The organism is Arsukibacterium sp. UBA3155 (assembly GCA_002364615.1).
Lineage (GTDB): Bacteria > Pseudomonadota > Gammaproteobacteria > Enterobacterales > Alteromonadaceae > Alishewanella.
Map to the genome: position 1 here is coordinate 251,562 of DEYP01000025.1, position 18,501 is coordinate 270,062.

Genomic DNA, 18,501 nt, shown 5'->3' on the forward strand with positions numbered 1-18,501 from the left:
GCTTAGCTCACTTTTACGATTTCAATGTTAAAAGTCAGGGTTTGTCCGGCAAGGGGATGATTAAAATCTACTGTTACTGAATCACCCACCACGTCTCGCACTAAGCCCGGCAGTTCAGAGCCATCCGGCATCCCAAAGCCAATAATGCTGCCCACCTTGGCAGGAGCATCACCAGAAAACTTGCTGCGATCAACATAGTAAATATTATCAGGATTAGGCATACCATAAGCATCTTGTGGTGCCAGGGTAAACGTTTTCTTCTCACCGGCGACCAAGCCTAATAACTGAGCTTCAAAAGCAGGAGAAATACTACTGTCACCCATTTGCAACTTAGCCGGTTTATTATGCACCCGGGTACTGTCTGCGGCACTGCCATCGGCCAGAGTAATATCAAAATGAAACAGCACACTACTGTTTGTACTAATTGCTGCCTGCGTCATGCTTTTACCTCGGGTTTACTGCTAAAACTATCCCATATTAGTAAGATGGCGCCAATAAAGATCACCGAATCTGCCAGGTTAAATACCGGATAGCTCCAGCTTTTATAGAACACATGCAGCATATCAATAACATAACCATAAACCACCCGGTCAATTAAATTGCCAATGGCGCCTGCCAGTACCAACGCCAGGGCCAGACTAAGCTTTTGCTGTCCACGCCCTACCCGGCTTAACCAGACGGCAATAACCATACTGATCACCACTGCAATAGCCGTGAAAAACCAGCGTTGCCAGCCACCAGCCTGACTTAAAAATGAAAATGCCGCACCGTGATTGTACACATGCGCCAGCTCAAATACGGGTAATAGCGGTATGCTGCCCTGATACGGAATAGCATGCAACACCCATTGTTTTGATGCCTGATCAGCTATGATCAGCAGCAGGATCAACCACCACCAGCGCCAGCCCGTTTCTTTAAGTAACTGCATCAGGCAAATTTCCTCAGCTCACCAACGCCGGCGACATTACTGACGCAACGTAAGCAAATTCCGGGGTGAGCACTATCGGCACCCACATCATGCCGGTGATGCCAGCAGCGCTCGCATTTGGCAGCGGCTGAGGCGACAACCAGCACTTTTAAACCGTCAATATCGGTGGTTACCGCATCGGCTGGAGCGTCATCGCTACTTACCTGCGCGGTTGAAGTAATTAATGCAAAACGTAGCTCGTCACCCAGTTTAGCCAGCGCCGCGGCCAATTCTGCATTGGCATACAGGGTGACTTCGGCCTGCAACGAAGCACCAATCCGATCTTCGCGTCGCGCCGCTTCCAGTACCTTGTTCACTTCATCCCGTACCAGCAAAAGTTGTTGCCAGTATTCGTCATCAAACTTTCCTGCAGGCATAGCCGCCAGCGCGTCGTACCAGACATCCGTAAAGACATACTTGCTGCGCTCTCCGGGCAGCGCTTGCCAGATTTCCTGGGCGGTAAAGCTCATTACCGGGGCCATCCAGCGCACCATGCCTTCAGCAATATGGTACAGCGCACTCTGGCACGACTTGCGGGCAACACTGTCTTTGTGTGCGGTGTACTGGCGGTCTTTAATCACATCCAGATAAAAACTGCCAAGCTCTACCGTACAGAAATTCATTAACTTCTGGCTGACCTGTAAAAACTGGTAATTATCGTAGGCCTCAACAATTTCCTGCTGTAGTTTGGCCGCCCGGCTTACCATCCACAGGTCAAGCTCAACCATTTCATTAAATGGCACCAAATCCGTTGCCGGATTAAAGCCGTTCAGGTTAGCCAGTAAAAAACGCGCGGTATTGCGAATACGCCGGTATTTATCGGCAGCCCGGTTCAGGATCTCATCTGAAACGGTCATTTCAGAGGTGTAATCGGTAGTGGCGACCCACAACCGTAAAATATCAGCCCCTAATTTGTTCATGACCTCTTGCGGAGACACTACATTACCCAGTGACTTCGACATTTTGCGACCTTCGCCGTCAACGGTGAAACCGTGGGTCAGCACCTGACGATAAGGCGCGTGCGTTTTACTCGCTACACCAGTCATTAAGGACGACATAAACCAGCCGCGGTGTTGATCAGAGCCTTCCAGATATAAATCTGCCTGCTTCGCCTGATTAAACTCCGGCCGCTGGTCAACCACAAAAGCGTGGGTTACCCCTGAATCAAACCAGACATCCAGCGTATCACTCACTTTGACATAACGCTCAGCATCAGTACCCAGCAGTTCGCTTGCCTCTAAATCGAACCAGGCCTGAATACCGCCCTGTTCAACCTTTTGGGCTACCTGCTCAAGCAAAGCCTGAGTTTGCGGGTGCAAAGCTCCGGTGTCTTTATCAACAAACAACGCAATCGGCACGCCCCAGGTACGCTGGCGGGAAATACACCAATCTGGCCGACCGGCAACCATTTTTTCTATTCGCTGCTGGCCCCAATCCGGGATCCAACGGGTATTAGCAATCTCAGTTAATGATTGCTGGCGTAAACCTTGTTTATCCATGCTGATAAACCACTGCGGTGTGGCGCGGAAAATAATCGGCGTTTTATGGCGCCAGCAATGCGGATAACTGTGTTTGTAAGCCTTGTGAACCAGCAACGCCCCGGCGGCTTTTAATGCTTCGACTACGCTGTCATTGGCTTTGAATACGTGCTGGCCGGCAAACAACGGTGTATCTGGCAGATAGACGCCATTGGCGCCTACCGGGTTAGCAACTTCCAGCCCGTATTGTTTGCCCACCACAAAGTCTTCCTGGCCATGGCCAGGCGCAGTATGCACGCAGCCAGTTCCCGACTCGGTGGTAACATGTTCACCCAGAATAACCGGCACGCTGAAATCATAAAGTGGATGGCGGATCTGCACCAACTCCAGGGCTTCACCTTTGCAAAAGCCAAGCGCGTGATAGTGTTCAATATTGGCGCGTGCCATTACCTCGTTCACCAGATCGGTGGCGATAATTAAACGCTCCTGACCATTCGGGCCCTGCTCTACCTGCACCAGGCTGTAGTCCAATTTGGCATTAACCGCGACGGCCCGGTTGGCAGGAATTGTCCAGGGCGTGGTGGTCCAGATTACGACCGACACCGGACCCTGGCCACGATGTTGCTCAGGATGGTCAAATTTATCAACCAGCTGCTCGTCAACCAGCTTAAAGCGCACATCAATTGCGGGTGATACCTTATCCTGATATTCCACTTCCGCTTCGGCCAACGCCGAACCACAGTCAGTACACCAATGCACTGGCTTAAAGCCCTGCTGCAAATGACCGTTTTCAATAATCCGGCCCAATACCCGGATAATATTGGCTTCAGAGCTAAAATCCATGGTGCGGTAAGGATTATCCCAGTCACCCAACACGCCTAAGCGCACAAAATCCGTTTTCTGCGCTTCAATTTGGGTTTGCGCGTAATCACGACAATGCTGGCGAAACTCGGCTACCGTCAGTTTAGTGCCGGGTTTACCGTATTTCTTTTCAACAACCAGCTCAATGGGCAGACCGTGGCAATCCCAGCCAGGTACATAGGGGGCATCGAAATCTGACAGCGTTTTCGCTTTAACAATAATGTCTTTTAAAATTTTATTAACGGCGTGGCCAATATGAATGTTGCCGTTGGCATAGGGAGGACCGTCATGCAAAATAAAATTTTTTTTGCCTTTTTTGGCGCTGCGGATCTGCTGATACAGGTTATCTTCTGTCCACTTCGCCAGCATTTGCGGCTCGCGCTGCGCCAGATTGCCGCGCATGGCAAACGCCGTTTCAGGCAGGTTAAGGGTATGCTTATAATCGCTCATCCGTTTTATTCCGTTTTAAAAGTTAGCTGACGCTGCTGGCATTAGTAGCCAGGCGACTAAAATACATTTTGGCAGCATGCATATCTGCCGTAATTTGTTGCTGCAAGGCGGTCAGGTCTGAGAAACGCTGCTCAGATCGCAGCTTATGGCGCAACGTTACCGCTATCTGACTGCCGTATAAATCACCTTTGAAATCAAAAAGATGCGCTTCAAGCTGTTCTCGCTGACCTTGCACTGTAGGCCGGTTACCAATATTTGCCACGCCCTGAAAACGACCATATTTGGTCTCGGCGGTAATGGCGTAAACGCCGCTAACCGGCAATTTGCGCCGGTAAAGCCAGACATTAGCCGTTGGAAAGCCTAGATCCCGCCCCAGCTTACGACCGTGCCGCACCCGTCCGGTTAAACTGAACGGCCGACCCAACATGGTTTCAGCTGCGTATAAATCGTCCTGCTGCAATGCCTGACGGATCAAGGTACTACTTACCCGTTGCTGGCCAAGTTTCAAACTCGAGGTGCTGCTCAGCCCAAACTGATAGCGCGCTGCGGCCGCTGCCAGCATGTTAAAGTCACCTTCCCGATTGTTACCAAACCGAAAGTCATCGCCGACGATAAGCTGCTTCGCTCCCAGTTGGCTTAACAACAGCTGCTCGATAAATACCTCGGGCTGCATTGACGCAAAGCGCGGGTTAAAGTTAACACAAATTAAACGGTCAATGCCCAGCCGGGACAACTGGCTATATTTCTCCCGAAAGCGGCTTAACCTGGCAGGCGCTGCGCTACCGGCAAATAATTCCAGTGGTTGCGGCTCAAACACCATAACGCAGGAGGGTAAGTTACGTTGCTCCGCTATGGCCCGTACTTGCTGCAGTACCGCCTGATGCCCAAGATGCACACCATCAAAGTTACCTATGGTCAACACACAGCCATGATGCCGGGGTTGTATGTTATGTAAGCCGCGAATTAACTCCATGCCTGCCTTAAGGTTGCTGTTACTGCTGATAAACGCGGCATTATAACCACTAACTTAATTGCTTTCAGCAACAGTTTGCACCCTAAAATCTGATAACCGCACGCCCAACAACCATAACATGACAAAATAACTGACAATACCCAATACGCACAAAAGCGCCAACCGGCCAGCCTGAGACCAGAAATCCAGGCTCAGCCACAGCGAAAACGGTGGGCTTAGCCAGAATAAACCGCCCGCCATAGCGACACTTGCCAGGGCAATTTTTGCCAGAAATATCCAGCTACTTTTACTAAAATGAAATACCTCTGCTTGTGCCAGCCCGCGGTATAGTAAAAACGCATTTAAGCTTGCCGACATTGCCGTAGCCAGTGCCAGGCCGACATAGCTTAGCCAGGGTGCCAGTATCAGGTTAAACACCATATTGGCCACCATGGCGATAATACCAATGCGTACCGGGGTTTTAATATCCTGTCTGGCGTAAAAACCCGGGGCGAGGACTTTAATCACCATAAAACTCAGCAAACCGCTGGCGTACGCAATAAGGCTGTACGACACCATCATCACATCTTGCTGACTGAATTCGCCACGCATAAATAACAGCATGATAATCGGTTGTGCTAATACCATCAGTGCCGCCATTGCCGGTAAACCAAACATGGCAACAAACCGGATAGCCCAATCCAAAGTATGTCGGAATTTAGCTGCACTGGCCGTCGCATGATGGCGCGACAAATTAGGTAAAATAACGGTGGCAATGGCAATGCCAAACAACCCCAGCGGAAACTCGATTAACCGGTCTGAATAATAAAGCCAGCTTACGGCGCCGGTCAGCAAAAATGACGCGATAACCGTATCTAGTAATAAATTAATTTGGCTTACTGACACGCCAAACAAGGCAGGCAGCATTAAGGTACGGATTTTCTTCACGCCAGGGTCACGCCAGCCCCATTTGGGCATGACCAGTAAACCTGCTTTTGCCAGAAACGGCAGCTGAAACAGCAGCTGCACCAACCCACCAATAAATACCCCCCAGGCAAGCGCCATGGCGGGCTCATTCAGCTGCGGTGCCAGATAAAGCGCCGAGCCAATAATCGCGATATTTAAGAAAACCGGGGTAAAGGCAGCAACGGCAAACCGGTTATAAGTATTTAGCAATGCCCCACTTAACGCTACCAGACTAATAAACCAGAGATAAGGAAAAGTAATTTTCAGCATAAGACTGGCAAGCTCAAACTTGTGAGCATCAGGTCCATCGTTCAGCCACTCAATAAACCAGCCCATCCCAAATAACATGGCAATAAGCGGTGACGCTATCACGCCAAACAAGGTTACCAGGGTGACAATTACGCCAAGCGTACCGGCAACTTTTGCGATCAATTCCCTTACCGCATCATCGCCATGATGCGCTTTAACTTCACTTAAAACCGGCACAAAAGCTTGAGAAAATGCGCCTTCAGCAAACAGTCGTCTTAAAAAGTTAGGGATCCGATTAGCGAAAAAGAACACATCGGCGGCGGCCCCTGCGCCAACGAAATTTGCCACCACGACATCACGAACTAAACCTAACACTCGTGAAATCAGTGTCATAGCACTGACAATCAAGCCAGATTTTAATAATTTTCCCGACACCCGCTGCTCCTTTATTTTCGCTATCGCTATTTTGGCTCTTTATTAGTAATGATTACCAGTAGCTGCAACAATTTAATTCCTGCACTTTTTCCTGCACTTTAGCGTTAAAGCATTTGACAACGGGCCATTAAATAGGCATATTATGCGGCCTTTAAAGAGTCCGGTTTTAGTTTTTAGGAGTGTTACCTTGGCTAACATTAAGTCTGCTAAGAAGCGCGCAATTCAATCAGAAAAACGTCGTCAGCAAAACGCCAGTCAACGTTCTATGATGCGTACTTTCATCAAGAAAACCTACGCAGCGGTATTAACTGCTGACGTAACCGCTTCTACTGAAGCGTTCAACAAAATGGTACCTGTAATTGATCGTATGGCGGCCAAAGGCCTTATCCATAAGAACAAAGCAGCACGTCATAAAGCTCGTTTAAATGCGCATGTTAAGGCATTAAAAACCGCTTAATTGGTCGTGACCAACAAAAAAGCCAGCGCAAGCTGGCTTTTTTGTTGGTGAGCACTGGTAATTAGCTGCAATACATTTTGTGCATTAACGCAATAAGTTGCTCTGCTTCATCACTGCTCAACCGATAATAAACGGTCTGTGCTACTTTACGGGTTTTAACCAGCTTGTGGCGACGTAACAATGCCAAATGTTGCGACAAAGCAGACTGACTTAAATCCAGCTTGTCATTGATATCACCTACTGACATTTCGCCTTCCAGCAAGTGGCATAAAATTATTAAACGTCGCTCATTCGACACTGCTTTTAACAGTTTCACTGCTTGCGCTGAATTTTCCAGCATGTCATTCAAGTTCATTTTCATTTCTCTGACTTTCTGTATTTGGCAAAATAGTACCGATTAGACCTGAATGCGACAAGATAATCATTGTTAATTAACAAAATAAAACAATAAACAAACATGAATAAGGCAAAGAATAGCCATTGCAGCTAGTGCTGAATTGACTGTACCAGATTACAAATTCGTTTTGCCGAAAAGGGCTTTACCACAAAAGCATTGGCACCGCCGGCAATCGCATCCTTCAAATTTTCTACACTGGAATATGCAGACACCATAAAAACTTTCGTCTGATCATCCAATTGTTTGAAACGCCGCAATAGTACCTTGCCATTGATGTCTGGCAGCTGAATATCAAGAAAAACTAACTGTGGGTGGTAAGTTGAAAATAGCTGATCGGCACTGGCGCCATCAGCTGCCTCATAGATAGTGGTAATACCAAGCTGTCCCAAAATCTGTCGTAAGTAATCGCGTACCGTGCTGGTGTCATCTACCAGTAACGCTGAAGTGAAAGGTTGTAGTGCTTGCATCCCTGAAGCCTCGTTACTGAAAAAACCTTAAAAAGCGTTGTCAGGAAGCCTTATCCTGAACAAAATGCATTTCAACGCCCGCCGCTAGGGCTGGTATAGAAAGCATGCTAAAGTTCCGATAATGTAACAACACCAAGGTAGAATGAAAAGATGAAATTGTGGTTTACAACAATAATAGCGGCAGCCAGCTTTGCCATAAGTGGCGGCGTTCAGGCTAACCAACTGGAACTGAATAATGATCTCCCCTATAAATTAGTAGAATCATTAACAGTTGAAGTCGGCCCCCGCCTTGCTGGCAGTGAAGCCGACGCCCGGGCCGTGGCATGGGCAGAGCAGAAATTTAAACAGCTGGGCTTTGATAAAGTCTGGACCGAACCTTTTACCATGCAATATTGGGAGCGAGGCAACGCCAGCCTGAGAGTCGAGGCGCCTTTTAATCAGGCGTTAGTCCTGACGGCTCTAGGCGGGTCAGTCGGTACCCCCTTTGATGGGATCACCAACCAGGTGGTGATGTTTGACAGTTTACAGCAGCTGCAGCAAGCGGATCCTAAAACGGTTAAAGATAAAATTGTTTTTATTAACCAGACGCTGCGCAAAGATATTCGTGGCAGCTTTTATGGCCAGGTGGTTGGTGCACGTGCTCAGGGCGCTGTAGAAGCCGCGAAACTGGGCGCCAGCGCTATTATTATTCGCTCGGTCGGGACCAGTAATAACCGCTTCGCCCACACTGGCATTATGCGTTATCAGGAAGATGTGCCAAGGATCCCGGCTGCTGCGATTTCGGTACCTGATGCCCAGCAGCTGAGCAAAATGCTGACACTTAACCCCGAAACTCGTTTAAGTCTGCATATGCAGAACAACCTGCCAGGTGAAGTGACCAGCCATAATGTCATAGCAGAAATAACGGGTAGTAAACGACCCGATGAAATCGTGCTAATTGGCGCCCATATCGACTCCTGGGATGAAGGTACTGGCGCACTGGACGATGGCGCAGGTGTAGGCCTGGTGATGGCCACTGCCGCCTTGCTGAAACAACAACGGCCAGAGCGCACTATCCGGGTAGTATTGTTTGGCAACGAGGAAGGAGGACTAATCGGCGCCCGTGCCTATGCTGCACGCCATGCCGCTGAGTTAACCAATCATGTATTTGCCTCAGAATCTGACTTTGGCGCCGGCCGGATCTGGCGTTTTGATACTGGCTTTGGTGAGCAGGCACTGGCATTTGGCGCTGACATTCAGCAACAACTTAAACATCTTGGTATCGAGGCCGGCAGCAATACCGCTTCTGGTGGACCCGATGTGTCCGTGTTAAAAGCCATGGGTGTACCGGTAGCCAGCTTGCAGCAAGACGGTACCGATTACTTCGATTACCATCATACCCCCAACGATACGCTGGATAAGATTGATCCGGCTGCACTGCAGCAAAATCTGCAAGCCTGGCTGATAATGACCCGCGCTGTAGCCAACAGCAAGGTTGATTTAAGAAAGTGAGCGCTTAAATAAGCGGTTAAGTTGCGGTACCGTTTTCACAATCAGTTTGTCAGCGCCCGGCGATGCCGGCGCTGCAAATTACGGGTTAACCACAATTGTACCCCTACGATGAGCAAAATGACGGCCGATGGATAATAAAGCTGGCTAAAGGGCATGGTAAAAATAATCAGCGCCGATAATAAGCAGACAAAAGGCAGCAGCTCATAACCCCAAAATGGCACAGGGCCCTTTTTTCGCTCTGCAAAAACGTCATCTTCGCGCCGGTGCTCCGAACGCACTATCCACACCAAAGCGCCAGCCATAAACAGTAGGGTACCTGACATCATTCCAAGCAAAGACGGTAACAGCACCATACTGATTAAGCCTGCAAGCATATAACTGTAAGGCAACGGTTCATATATTTTAGTTGGTAGCACAACATCACCTTCTAATATCAACCTTAACAACACCCTTAAGTATAGAAGCCCGTGCATGCTTTGCCTGTTTTTTGTGCAACCTGATGATCAGTAACCATTCGCAGATTAGCTTTTCTAAACCGTTACGAAGCACTAAAGCATACAAATCATACTGTTAAAGCGGTGAGAGCAAAAAGCACCACTCATATACATTAGAATATATAATGATAAAGTTATAAAATTACTCAGTTGATGAAATGTTAGCCACTGCGCATAATGCGCGCCATTGCAGTAGGCTTTGTGGCGGAAACGTATGGAAAATGTAGTGTACGACATCATCAGCTGGATAGGTTTAACCATTTGTATTGGTGCGTTTTTTATCAAAGATGTACTTTTACTTAGATTAGCTACGCTAATAGGTTGCAGCCTGTTATTCGTATATTACAGCCATATCTCTATACCGCAGGGCGTTATTTCTAACCTGTTGGTATTGTTGATTAATGCTTACTATTTAGTGCGTTTTGCCAATGCCCGCAGAAAAGCGTTGATCGCCAGCAAAGTCGCTACGCCAGCGCCTGGCGTATTAACGACAGAAAACTAGCCACATAGCAGGTACTGCTGCTTCAGGCTTTTTTCAGGTTCACTGACACGCTATACTTAGCCGCCCAGAGTAGTTGGAGCCGGCTAATGCAAGACAATGAACTTGACCTGTTTCTACAGGAAATGACTGATGTTAAACCTTTGTCACAAGATGAAGTGCGTCAGCAAACCGAATTCAGCCCTACCTTAGCCCAGCAAGCGAGGCGCAAAGCCGCCGAACAGGAAATGGAGTACGATCCAAACTATCTGAGCATGGAATATGTTGATTTAGTGAAACCGGATGATCCTTTCGCATTTTGTAAAGACGGGGTGCAGCAAGGCGTATATCGCAATTTACGGCTGGGCAAGTATCAGCTGGATGCGACCTTAAATCTGCTGGGAAAAACCCTGACGGAAGCGCGCAGCCAGCTGTTGCATTTTATTGAGGATTGCCATAAGCGTGGTATCCGTACCTTATTGGTTCATCATGGTATGGGGCGTAACAGCAAACCCCACCCGGCTATTCTTCGCAGCTACGTATTTAAGTGGTTGCCACAGTTACCGGCGGTGCTGGCGGCTCATACTGCTCAGCGCCAGCATGGCGGTTATAGTGCAACCTATGTGTTACTACAGAAGAATGCGGAGCAAAAACGGCAAAATCGGGAACGGCATACTAAGGGTTAAACGATAAAATAGTGGATGGTGGGGGTGGTCTCAAACGATGGTCTTAAACATCAAGGGGCCAGAGCAATTAACCAGCTTACACCGGTAACAACCCTAACCCCTTGATAGTTGGTCATTCCATTTGACCGAATTTTTCCCTGCAGCCTTAACTATTATTAACCAATCAGATTAACAACCAGGCCGCTTCGGCTTTGGTCAGAAACGCCGACAGTGCCATAAGACACACCACAACGGCGATTGCAGTAAAGCCAAAACCACGACTGGACGCTTTACTCATAATATACCTCAGTAACGCATTTTCTTCTTTTTATTAGAGTTTAAGAAACCTTAAACCGTTGCTGAGTTTAGTTAATTTGTTACAAATTTACAATAACTGTGTTTTTAACCAGTAAGTTAGTAGCCTTTTAGTAAATTAACCGGATGGTGCAACGTCAGACCTTGCTGACTGCGTTGATAATTATCGGCAATCTGGCTGACTACCGTGCTTACATTCGTTACCGCTGATACATGGGGAGTAACCAGTATCGCCGGATGCTGCCACAGTGGGCTGTCTTGGGGTAAGGGTTCCTGGCGGAATACATCAAGACATGCTGCCGCCAACGGGCCGTTATTCAATGCTGCCAATAACGCAGCGTCATCAACAATAGCGCCCCTGGCAACGTTAATAAAAATTGACTGAGGTTGCAGAGCCTGAAAAAAATTGGTGTTAAGCCTACTTTCGGTGGCCGCAGTCAGTGGCAGCAAGCAAATAATAACGTCTGCTGACGCGACTGCCTGGTGTAGCTGTTCCTCACCTGCATAACACTGAATACCTGGCAGGCTTTTACTGCTGCGGGACCAACCTGCCACATGAAAACCCAACCGGGTAAAATGTTGTGCGGCAGCACTGCCAAGTTCCCCCAGCCCCAGAACCGTAATATGGCTAAACTTACGGGGGCCTTTAGGCCGCCATAATAATTGCTGCTGCTGAGCGCTGAACAGATCAAGTCTTAACCGATAGTAGCTTACCACGCCGTCAAGATAACTGACCATGGCGTCGGTTAAAGCAGGGTCTACTATCCGGCTGATTGGTACATCGGGTAGCGTCGGATCACTCAGAATGGAGTCGACACCGGCTCCGAAACACTGAATCGCCTTTAAATTAACCAGGCCGTTCAGGCAACCATGGGGTTGCTTCCATACCACGGCAAACTCCACCTCAGCCGGTTCATTCAGCTCCGGCCAGATTTCAATGGGTATGTCTGGCAAGGCTTGCTGCAGCCGTTGCTGTAAATCATCTAATTTCCGATCCGGAATGATCAGGGCAATACTCATGGGCAATTCCGTATATAACCAGCCAATAACACCCGCTAATACTAACTCATAAAGTGCTGATGCAGTACCCGGAAAACTTCTGTAAATTGCCATAAAACTGTCGCGCCGCTGTCATACTGCAGCGATAGCCTGCAGGTAGAGGTCGGTGAACCGACACTATGCAGGAGGTTTTATGTTTAATGTCGAGCAGGTTATTCAGCAACAAATGCCGGGTATCAGCGGCAAGCCATGGCTGTATAAACCACTAAAAGGTGCCTTAAGTTATTTACTGCATGAGCAGGAATTTGCTGCATTTGGCCAACAATATCCGCATTTGCAGGGGCTGGACTTTGTCGAGCAGGTTCTGGAGTACTTTAATTTCAGCTACAGTGCCCGCGACAATGAAATTGCCCGCATCCCCTCCAGTGGCAAAGTGGTGATTATTGCTAATCATCCCATTGGCTCTCTGGATGGACTGGCGCTGATTAAACTGATCAGTGATATCAGGCCAGACGTTAAAATTATCGCCAATCAGTTGCTGATGTCGGTAAGTGCACTGCATAGCCTGCTGTTGCCCGTCAATAATATGGGCGGCGGTACTGAGCGTGGACACTTAAGTCGGATCAGAGCGCATTTGCAGCAGGAAGGTGCTCTGGTGCTGTTTCCGGCAGGAGAAGTGTCACGCTTAAAACCAAACGGGGTGCGTGATGGTAAGTGGCACAATGGCTTTTTACGCTTTGCCAGCAGCGCCAAAGCGCCCATATTACCTATCTATATCGATGGCAGAAACTCAGCCCTGTTTTATGGCGCCTCTATGCTTTACAAACCGCTGGCGACGATGTTGTTGGTGCAGGAGATGTTTAAACAACAACGCAAAAACATCTCTATGCGAATTGGTGAACAGATCCCTTACGACAGCTATGGCCAACTGCCGTCATCCACAAAAGAACAGCTTAAATTATTTAAAAAGCACCTGTATCGACTCGCCAAAGACAAAGCGCCATTGCTGCGTACTCAAAGTACTATCGCCCAACCGGAAACCCGAGCTCAATTAAAAGCTGACTTAGCGAATTGCCAGCAGCTTGGAACTACCAGCGATGGCAAACTTATTTATCTGTATCATCATAAGCAAAGCTCCGCGCTAATGAGAGAAATTGGCCGTTTACGGGAACTGGCGTTTCGGGCTGTGGGCGAAGGCACTGGCAATAAACGGGACATTGATAAATACGACAGTACCTATCATCATTTAATTCTGTGGGACCCTGCCGAATTAGAAATGGTTGGCGCTTACCGGCTAGTGCCTGCAGTACAAGTATGCACAAATCACGATGTCAGTGGTTTATACACCGCAAGTTTGTTTCATTATAACCAGACCATGCAACCTTATTTAGCGCAGGCGCTGGAGCTTGGTCGCAGTTTTATTCAACCGCGATACTGGGGTAAAAGGAGCCTGGATTATTTATGGCATGGCATCGGCGCATATCTACAATACCACCCTCATATTCGTTATTTGTTCGGAGCGGTCAGTATTTCGGCCAGCTACCCACAAACTGCGCGAGACCTACTGGTTTATTTTTACTCCTTATATTTTAGCTCTGAACCCTCTCTGGCTATGGCAGTTCATCCTTACTTATTTTCTTCGACGCATCAGCATGAGCTGGAGCTGCATTTTTCTGGCAATGATTACCATGCTGATTTTATCCAGTTAAAACATTTATTGGCTAACATGGGACTTAATGTTCCGACTTTATATAAACAATACAGTGAATTATGCCAACCAGGCGGCGTCAGTTTTCTGGCATTCAGCACCGATCCGGCTTTTGCTGACTGCGTTGATGGCCTGGTGCTGGTCGATCTTCAACAATTAAAACCGGCCAAACAAGCCCGGTATCTGCCGCAACTGGCAAGCTTAGATTACGTAAAGGCAGTGTAAAGATTAACCAAAGTTCAGTTAGCATTAAGCCAAAGCCGCCTATAACCTCTACACTTGTGTAATGTGTTATCTACGTTGTTGATGCATTGCCGCCCACTGTGGAGGAAACCACTATGTTAAGTAACAGTGTAAGCGTAAAAGCCCTGCTACTCAGTGTGCTACTGATGTTTAGCATTAGCGCTAAAGCCAGTGACGCCCTGTCTCAGGCAGAAATGGACCAGATGCTGGCGCCGGTGGCACTTTATCCGGATACCGTGCTGACGCATGTGCTGATTGCCGCAACCTATCCGTTGGAAGTCGTTCAGGCTGCCCGCTGGTCTGAATTGAACCCTGATTTAGACGGTGATGCGGCCGTACAAGCTGTCGCTTCTGAAGATTGGGAGCCCAGCGTCAAGGCATTGGTGGCATTTCCTGATTTATTACAACGCCTTAGTAATGACCTGAATTGGACGCAGCAACTGGGTGAAATGTTTTTAACGGACGAAGCTGCCGTGCTGGCCAGTATTCAGCAATTGCGTGAGCGTGCTTATCAGCAGGGTTCGTTGGATAAAATGAAGCATTTGACGGTACAGCGTGAACGTGAGGTGATTGTCATTGAACCACGCCGCCCTGAAGTGATTTATGTGCCTTACTACGATACCCGCGTGGTGTATGGTAACTGGCGCTGGTCGGCGTACCCACCGATATACTGGCATGCCCCCCGTGGCTTTCACGTTAGTAATCATTTTTACTGGGGTCCCAGCTTTACGGTACGTCCGTCATTCTATTTCAGTATATTTGACTGGCATCATCGCCATATAGTGGTTAATCACCATTATTATCACACCCCACCTCGTTATTATCCGCGTAGAAATAAGCACTATACTGACGCCCGGCGCTGGCAGCATGACAGTTACCACAGACGTGGTGTGCACTACCGGCACGAGGTGCTGAACCGTCAGCATAACTTTGGCTATGCCCGGCAGGTAACAAAGGAATACCGGGCAGAAACCGGCAAACAACGCGAACAGCAACATCGCGAACAGTACAACAACAATCAGCAAAGCCGTGAACGCACCATTATGCAGCGGCGTACCGCTGAGCAGGTTAATTTACGCCAGAACTCTGCAGCCACCGCCAGCCGTCAGCTTAATAGCCAGCAGCGGGCTGAGCGGATTGAGCAGAACGAAAGGCCTCAATTAAACCATCGTGAGCAACAGGCCAGCCGGCAGCAAGCTGAACGTCAGCCGGCAAGAACCACGGTAAGCCGGCCGATGCACACTGCTACGCCGATGACGGCTGAGCGCCAGCAGGTGGTGCGTCAACAACAGACCAGGCCAGAACAGCGGATAACCCCGGTGCAGCGGCCAGAGCCACAGGTGCAGCGCCAGGTTCAACCGCAACGTCAGGTCCAGCCACAACGTCAGGTCCAGCCACAGCGACAGATAGAGCGGCCGGCCCCCAGTGCCAGTCGCGAAGTACGCGGCAACCGCGAGGCACAGCGTATTGAATAGCCCGGCTCTTGTATCAGCTGTTAAAAAAGCCAGAGCAATCATGCCCTGGCTTTTTTTCGACTAAAGTTGGGGCTGGCAACGGCACTTACTGTGCTTTACAGTAGCAGCAACCGTTAATTTTCAGGTAACGCACTATGGCACCTGCCCCGCTTAACTGGCAACAGTTGCTTAAATCCGGTAACCGGATTTTTATTGGTTCGCACGCTGCGGTGCCTACAGCCCTTATTGACGATTTAATTAACCACGCCAACAGTCTGCACGATATTGAAATTGTTCAGCTGGTAACGCTGGCCGACAATAAATGGGCAGAGCCGCAATATCAGCATTTATTTAAAGTGAATACCTTTTTTATTGGCGGTGAAAAAATTCGTCAGGCGGTAGCGGAAGGGCGGGCTGACTATACCCCCTGCTTTATGACGGATATACCGGCCCTGTTTACCGACGGTGTGTTACCGCTGGATGCCGCTTTGATCATGGTAAGCCCGGCAGATGAACATGGTTATCATTCGCTTGGGGTTTCAGTTGACGTGGTGGCCGCCGCAGCCAAAGCGGCTAAAAAAGTGATTGCGCAGGTAAACCCGCAAATGCCTATTACCTTTGGCCAGTCCTTTATTCACCGTGACGACATTGACACCTTTTATTATGCTGATCAAACCTTGCCTGAGGCAGTAATGCCCGAGCTGGATGCCCGTACCGAACGAATAGGCCAGTATGTGTCACTACTGGTGGAGAACGGCGCTACAGTCCAGCTGGGTGTCGGTCGTATTTGTGCTGCAGTTACCAAGTACCTCAGTAATCATAAAGATTTGGGCCTGCATAGCGAAATGCTCACCGATGGCGTGCTGGAACTGATCAGAAAAGGCGTCATCAATAACCGGCGCAAAACCTTTCATCCGGGTAAGGCCGTGGTTAGTTTCTGTATCGGCAGTAAAGCGCTGTATCAGTTTGTCGATCAAAACCCGCATATCGGCTTTTATCCCAGCGAGTATGTTAACTCACCGGCCAATATTGCGCGCAACGATAAAATGGTCGCCATTAACAGTGCCATCGAAGTAGATTTAACCGGCCAGGTTGTCTCAGATTCAATTGGTCATCATTTTTACAGCGGTATTGGCGGCCAGGTTGATTTTAGCCGCGGCGCGTCAATGAGTAATGGCGGCAAACCGATTATCGCCCTGCCCTCCACCGCTAAAAATGGCAGTATTTCCCGTATTGTGCCGCATATCAGACAAGGTGCCGGGGTGGTGACCAGCCGTGGCCATGTCCATTATGTGGTAACCGAGTTCGGGGTAGCGTCTTTGCGTGGTAAAAGTGTGCGTGAGCGGGCGCTGGAACTGATTCGGGTAGCGCATCCGAAGTTTCGCAGTCAGTTGCTGGCAGAGGTACGGAAATTTTACTGGGTACCCCATTATCAGCTGCAGACACCGGTAGACGTTGCCGAACTGGGCGCAGTCGGCTTTAAGGAATTACAGCTTGACGGTGAATTTTTTGATTTACGACCCTTGAATCCTTCGGACGAGCGTCGATTACAGGAGTTTTTTTACTCTCATACCAAAGAAACCCTGCAAATGCGCTACAACACCATACCGACCCAAATGAGCAGGGAGAAATCATGCACTCTGGTCAGTGTCGATCAGACAGAAGATTTAGCCCTGTGTATCGTCAGACAAAAAGGCTCAGTGGTCGAAATTCAGGCTGTCGGTCGCTATTACCTGATTAAAGCCAATAACAGCTGTGAAGTGGCTTTTGTTACCCGGGAGAAACACCAGGGTAAAGGCATGGCCAAACGTCTGCTGCAAGAAATGATTGATATCGCTGGCAGCCGCAAACTAAGCAAAATGACCGCCTATGTCCGCGCAGAAAATAAACCCATGCTTAGCGTATTTACCAAAGCCGGCTTTAAACGCAAAGGTTATGATGATCCCAGTGAGGTATTTCTGGAACTCGATTTAGCGACTGCAGCAGACAGAGGAGCCCACTGATGGCCATTACTGTATTTAGCCATGCCTTTTGTCGCCAGCACGATGTTGGCGCAGATCATCCGGAATGTCCTGAGCGCTTAGATGCAATAAACGATCAGTTAATCCGCTCCGGGCTCGATTATGTTTTACAACAAAAAGATGCCACCGCCGCCACCAGGGCCGATTTATGCCGGGCGCACAGCACGCTTTATGTCAGCGAGTTGTTTAACAAAGCGCCAACTGAGGGTCATATCTGGCTCGATCCGGATACCCAGATGATGAATAAAACGCTGCAGGCGGCACTATACGCCGCAGGCAGCGGTATCAATGCAGTAGATGAGGTAATGCAGGCTAGCGATAAACAGGCCTTTTGCGCTATTCGGCCGCCAGGCCATCACGCCACGCATGAACAGGCGATGGGGTTTTGTTTTTTTAATAACATCGCTATTGCAGCAGAGTACGCGCTGAACCAATATCAGCTGAAGCGCGTGGCGATAGTCGATTTTGACGTTCACCACGGCAATGGCACTGAAGATATTTTTAAACACGAGCCCAGAGTGTTGTTTTGCTCGTCATTTGAATACCCGTTATACCCCAATACCGGTGCCGACACGGTTTCAGACCACATTATTAATTTACCATTACCAGGGGGGTGTAAGGCCAGCCAATGGCGTTCTGAAGTCAGCCAACACTGGCTGCCTGCACTGGATGCCTTTGCTCCTGAGCTTATTCTGGTATCCGCTGGCTTTGATGGCCATGCCGAAGATGAAATGGCACATTTTATGTTACGTGAAGACGATTATCACTGGCTGGCGACGGAGCTTAAAACGCTGGCCAATACACACTGTCAGGGGCGTGTCGTCGCCATGCTCGAAGGCGGCTACGCCCTTAGCGCATTAGGTCGCAGCGTGGTGGCTTTTTTAAAAGGGCTAATGTAGTAAAAAATGACCTGCTCAGGATGTTTTAAGTCGGGCGAAAACCTTAACGTAAACA

Annotated in this window: 17 protein-coding genes; 8 read left to right on the top strand and 9 right to left on the bottom strand. The window is 48.8% G+C overall.

What is annotated here, in order from left to right; translation table 11 throughout:
* Positions 1–2 precede the first annotated feature (2 nt).
* The 5 genes from fkpB to murJ are packed head-to-tail and all read right to left on the bottom strand — an operon-like array spanning position 3 to position 6,358.
* A complete protein-coding gene (gene fkpB / locus B2X65_RS13075) occupies positions 3–440 on the bottom strand; it encodes an FKBP-type peptidyl-prolyl cis-trans isomerase (protein WP_290613201.1) in 438 nt (145 codons plus the stop codon).
* Entirely contained in the window at positions 437–928 is a 492-nt protein-coding gene (gene lspA / locus B2X65_RS13080) for a signal peptidase II (protein WP_290613203.1), read from the bottom strand. Before lspA ends, fkpB begins: the two co-directional genes overlap by 4 nt.
* Positions 928–3,756 carry an isoleucine--tRNA ligase gene (gene ileS, locus B2X65_RS13085; protein ID WP_290613205.1) on the bottom strand — a complete coding sequence of 943 codons (2,829 nt, stop codon included), beginning with the start codon at positions 3,754–3,756 and terminating at the stop codon, positions 928–930. The genes lspA and ileS overlap by 1 nt, the downstream gene beginning before the upstream one ends.
* 22 nt (positions 3,757–3,778) lie before the next feature.
* Complete coding sequence (gene ribF / locus B2X65_RS13090) at positions 3,779–4,729, bottom strand: bifunctional riboflavin kinase/FAD synthetase (RefSeq protein WP_290613207.1); 951 nt, start codon at positions 4,727–4,729, stop codon at positions 3,779–3,781.
* Positions 4,730–4,783: 54 nt separating this feature from the next.
* Complete coding sequence (gene murJ / locus B2X65_RS13095) at positions 4,784–6,358, bottom strand: murein biosynthesis integral membrane protein MurJ (RefSeq protein ID WP_290613209.1); 1,575 nt, start codon at positions 6,356–6,358, stop codon at positions 4,784–4,786.
* Between the two features lie 187 nt (positions 6,359–6,545).
* Between murJ and rpsT the strand changes: the two genes are divergently transcribed.
* The gene (gene rpsT / locus B2X65_RS13100; RefSeq protein ID WP_046555958.1) at positions 6,546–6,815 is read left to right on the top strand and encodes a 30S ribosomal protein S20; all 270 of its coding nucleotides are present in this window, start codon (positions 6,546–6,548) and stop codon (positions 6,813–6,815) included.
* 61 nt (positions 6,816–6,876) lie between these two features.
* Here the strand turns inward: rpsT and B2X65_RS13105 are convergent, their stop codons facing one another.
* Positions 6,877–7,176, bottom strand: coding sequence for an ArsR/SmtB family transcription factor (locus B2X65_RS13105; RefSeq protein ID WP_290613217.1), 300 nt, complete (start codon positions 7,174–7,176; stop codon positions 6,877–6,879).
* A gap of 125 nt (positions 7,177–7,301) precedes the next feature.
* Positions 7,302–7,679, bottom strand: a complete 378-nt coding sequence (locus tag B2X65_RS13110) for a response regulator transcription factor (RefSeq protein WP_290613219.1) — start codon at positions 7,677–7,679, stop codon at positions 7,302–7,304.
* 150 nt (positions 7,680–7,829) lie between these two features.
* Between B2X65_RS13110 and B2X65_RS13115 the strand changes: the two genes are divergently transcribed.
* Positions 7,830–9,170, top strand: coding sequence for a M20/M25/M40 family metallo-hydrolase (locus B2X65_RS13115; protein WP_290613221.1), 1,341 nt, complete (start codon positions 7,830–7,832; stop codon positions 9,168–9,170).
* A 41-nt stretch (positions 9,171–9,211) separates the two neighbouring features.
* Here the strand turns inward: B2X65_RS13115 and B2X65_RS13120 are convergent, their stop codons facing one another.
* Positions 9,212–9,586, bottom strand: a complete 375-nt coding sequence (locus B2X65_RS13120) for a hypothetical protein (protein ID WP_290613223.1) — start codon at positions 9,584–9,586, stop codon at positions 9,212–9,214.
* A 292-nt stretch (positions 9,587–9,878) separates the two neighbouring features.
* Between B2X65_RS13120 and B2X65_RS13125 the strand changes: the two genes are divergently transcribed.
* Both B2X65_RS13125 and smrA read left to right on the top strand, forming a co-directional pair.
* Positions 9,879–10,166: a YgjV family protein gene (locus tag B2X65_RS13125; RefSeq protein WP_290613226.1), complete on the top strand. Its 288-nt coding sequence runs from the start codon at positions 9,879–9,881 to the stop codon at positions 10,164–10,166.
* An 86-nt stretch (positions 10,167–10,252) separates the two neighbouring features.
* A complete protein-coding gene (gene smrA / locus B2X65_RS13130; RefSeq protein WP_290613229.1) occupies positions 10,253–10,828 on the top strand; it encodes a DNA endonuclease SmrA in 576 nt (191 codons plus the stop codon).
* 393 nt (positions 10,829–11,221) lie between these two features.
* Here the strand turns inward: smrA and B2X65_RS13135 are convergent, their stop codons facing one another.
* Entirely contained in the window at positions 11,222–12,235 is a 1,014-nt protein-coding gene (locus B2X65_RS13135; protein ID WP_290613233.1) for a 2-hydroxyacid dehydrogenase, read from the bottom strand.
* Positions 12,236–12,314: 79 nt separating this feature from the next.
* On the opposite strand from B2X65_RS13135, the gene B2X65_RS13140 reads away from it, so the two are divergent.
* From B2X65_RS13140 to B2X65_RS13155, 4 genes are all read left to right on the top strand, one after another.
* Positions 12,315–14,054 (top strand): lysophospholipid acyltransferase family protein, encoded by a 1,740-nt coding sequence (locus B2X65_RS13140; RefSeq protein ID WP_290613238.1) that lies wholly within the window; start codon positions 12,315–12,317, stop codon positions 14,052–14,054.
* Positions 14,055–14,167: 113 nt separating this feature from the next.
* Positions 14,168–15,547: a DUF3300 domain-containing protein gene (locus B2X65_RS13145; RefSeq protein WP_290613240.1), complete on the top strand. Its 1,380-nt coding sequence runs from the start codon at positions 14,168–14,170 to the stop codon at positions 15,545–15,547.
* A gap of 134 nt (positions 15,548–15,681) precedes the next feature.
* Positions 15,682–17,529: a GNAT family N-acetyltransferase gene (locus B2X65_RS13150; protein WP_290613242.1), complete on the top strand. Its 1,848-nt coding sequence runs from the start codon at positions 15,682–15,684 to the stop codon at positions 17,527–17,529.
* A complete protein-coding gene (locus tag B2X65_RS13155) occupies positions 17,529–18,446 on the top strand; it encodes a histone deacetylase family protein (RefSeq protein WP_290613245.1) in 918 nt (305 codons plus the stop codon). Before B2X65_RS13150 ends, B2X65_RS13155 begins: the two co-directional genes overlap by 1 nt.
* The last annotated feature ends 55 nt before the right edge of the window (positions 18,447–18,501 follow it).

Excerpts from the sequence above, each read along its gene's own strand:
- fkpB (WP_290613201.1), bottom strand. The coding sequence starts at position 440 with ATGACGCAGGCAGCAATTAGTACAAACAGTAGTGTGCTGTTTCATTTT.
- lspA (WP_290613203.1), bottom strand. The coding sequence starts at position 928 with ATGCAGTTACTTAAAGAAACGGGCTGGCGCTGGTGGTGGTTGATCCTG.
- ileS (WP_290613205.1), bottom strand. The coding sequence starts at position 3,756 with ATGAGCGATTATAAGCATACCCTTAACCTGCCTGAAACGGCGTTTGCC.
- ribF (WP_290613207.1), bottom strand. The coding sequence starts at position 4,729 with ATGGAGTTAATTCGCGGCTTACATAACATACAACCCCGGCATCATGGC.
- B2X65_RS13105 (WP_290613217.1), bottom strand. The coding sequence starts at position 7,176 with ATGAAAATGAACTTGAATGACATGCTGGAAAATTCAGCGCAAGCAGTG.
- B2X65_RS13110 (WP_290613219.1), bottom strand. The coding sequence starts at position 7,679 with ATGCAAGCACTACAACCTTTCACTTCAGCGTTACTGGTAGATGACACC.
- B2X65_RS13115 (WP_290613221.1), top strand. The coding sequence starts at position 7,830 with ATGAAATTGTGGTTTACAACAATAATAGCGGCAGCCAGCTTTGCCATA.
- B2X65_RS13125 (WP_290613226.1), top strand. The coding sequence starts at position 9,879 with ATGGAAAATGTAGTGTACGACATCATCAGCTGGATAGGTTTAACCATT.
- smrA (WP_290613229.1), top strand. The coding sequence starts at position 10,253 with ATGCAAGACAATGAACTTGACCTGTTTCTACAGGAAATGACTGATGTT.
- B2X65_RS13135 (WP_290613233.1), bottom strand. The coding sequence starts at position 12,235 with ATGGCAATTTACAGAAGTTTTCCGGGTACTGCATCAGCACTTTATGAG.
- B2X65_RS13140 (WP_290613238.1), top strand. The coding sequence starts at position 12,315 with ATGTTTAATGTCGAGCAGGTTATTCAGCAACAAATGCCGGGTATCAGC.
- B2X65_RS13145 (WP_290613240.1), top strand. The coding sequence starts at position 14,168 with ATGTTAAGTAACAGTGTAAGCGTAAAAGCCCTGCTACTCAGTGTGCTA.
- B2X65_RS13150 (WP_290613242.1), top strand. The coding sequence starts at position 15,682 with ATGGCACCTGCCCCGCTTAACTGGCAACAGTTGCTTAAATCCGGTAAC.
- B2X65_RS13155 (WP_290613245.1), top strand. The coding sequence starts at position 17,529 with ATGGCCATTACTGTATTTAGCCATGCCTTTTGTCGCCAGCACGATGTT.